This is a genomic window from Kitasatospora sp. NPDC091257 (assembly GCF_044757675.1).
GTDB classification, from domain to species: Bacteria; Actinomycetota; Actinomycetes; order Streptomycetales; family Streptomycetaceae; genus Kitasatospora; species Kitasatospora lactacystinica.
Window position 1 is genome coordinate 1 of sequence record NZ_JBIVVI010001493.1, and the last position, 1,890, is coordinate 1,890.

Below are 1,890 nucleotides of genomic sequence, written 5' to 3' on the forward strand. Positions count from 1 at the left end.
CGACACCATCCGGGTCATCTACCGCGGCCGCCTGGTCGCCGACGCCGACCCGGCCACCGTCACCGCCGAGGACCTCGGCACCGCGATGCCCGGTGTCGTCCAGGACGCGCCGCAGGCGGGCCGTCGGGGCCCGGGTGTCCAGCGGCACGTAGGCGCCGCCGGCCTTGCCGATCGCCAGGACCGCCACCACCACGTCGGCGGAGCGTTCCATGAGCACGGCCACCGTGGTGTCGCAGCGGACACCCAGGGCGATGAGCCGGTGGGCCAGCCGGTTGGCGCGGGCGTTCAACTCCGCGTAGGACAGGGTGGTTTGCCCTGACACCACGGCGGGCGCATCGGGCCTGCGCGCGGCCTCGGCCGCGAAGGCCAGCGGCACCGTCGGGTGCGGCAGCGGCCGCGCGGTGCGGTTGCCGGCCACGACGGTCCGGTGCCGTTCCGCCTCGGTGAGGAGGTCGGGCCGGCCGATCGGCCGGTCCGGGTCGGCGGCCACCGCGTTCAGGAACCGGAGGAACCGCTGCTGGTGGGCGGCGAGTTCGGCCTCGGAGTAGAGCGCGGGGTTCGCGTCGACGTCGAGCCGGGGCTCGGTGCCGTCGGAGCGGTCGTAGACGGAGAACGAGAGGTCCTCGACCGGCCCGTTGGACAGGTTGTGCACGGTGGCCCGGACCCCCGCGAAGTCCAGGTGGTAGTAGAAGGACATGATGTTGACGACGGGCCCGAACAGGACCCGCTCCGAGCGTGCCGGATCCAGCTCCCGGCGCAGGTCCTCGCTGCGGTGGCGCTGGTGCGGGCGCAGGGCGGCGACCTCCTCGGCCACCTGTCGCGCGAGGGCGGACAGACCCTGTTCGGGGTGCACGCTCAGCCGCAGCGGCACCACGTTCGCCACCATGCCGGGGACGGCCGGCGCGGAGGAGCCGGTGCGCCCGGTCACCGGCATGCTGAGCACGATGTCCCGTTCGCCGCTGAGGCGGTGGAGGTACGCGGCGACCGTCGCGGTGAAGGCGGTGGGCCAGCTCGCCCCGGCGGGTCGCGCGGCCCGCCGCAGCGCGGCCAGGGTGGGCGCGTCGAGGCTGCCGGTACGGCGCAGGAAGCCGTCCGAGGCGGCCGCCGAACGGCTGGCGAGGCTGACCGGATCCGGTCGGCCGGCCAGCCGGGCCGCCCAGAACGCCCGGTCCTGTTCGGGCTGTTCCGACGCGTGGTGGGCGGCGTCGTGCGCCAGCAGGAGGCTCAGCGACCCGAAGGCCGGTCCTGTCCCGCCCCTGCCCTCGACCAGTCCGGTGTAGGTCCTGGCGACGCGGCGCGCGATGAGCGACATGCTGAAGCCGTCGACCACGATGTGGTGGACGCGCTGGTACCAGAGGAAGCGGTCCGGCGCGACGGTGAACAGGGCCTGGCGGAACAGCGGGTCCCGGGTGAGCCCGACCGGTGTGGACAGGTCGGCGCGCATCCAGCGCTCGGCCGCCCGCAGCGGATCCGGTGCCGACGTGAGGTCGACGTGGTGCATCGTCCAGTCGGGCGCCGGGGTGACGACCTGCCGGGGGCCGTCGGCGCCGTCGGTGAGGCGGACCCGCAGTGACTCGGTCTCGTCCACCACGCGCCGCACGGCCGTCTCGAACAGCTCCGGGTCGATCGGCCCGGGGATGTCCACGTACTCGCCGGTGTTGTAGGCGGGGCTGCCGGGGCGCAGGTGGTGGGCGAACCAGATGCCGGACTGCGCCGACGACAGCGGCAACTCGTGTCCGTCGCTCATCCGAGTTCCTCCAGGACGGCCGACAGCGCGTCGGCGAAGGGCGCGACATGGGGCGGCGAGAGCATGTCGTGGTGGTTGCCGGGTACCTCGACCACGCTCAACGCCCCCCGGGTGCGTTCCCGCCACCGGGCGGGGACCACGAC

At 74.4% G+C, this 1,890-nt stretch carries 1 pseudogene; it reads right to left on the minus strand.

Going from position 1 to position 1,890, the window contains the following annotated elements:
* Window positions 1–148: 148 nt before the first annotated feature.
* Window positions 149–1,747: pseudogene (locus tag ACIQOV_RS39645) on the minus strand (condensation domain-containing protein); the annotation flags it as partial.
* Window positions 1,748–1,890 lie beyond the last annotated feature (143 nt).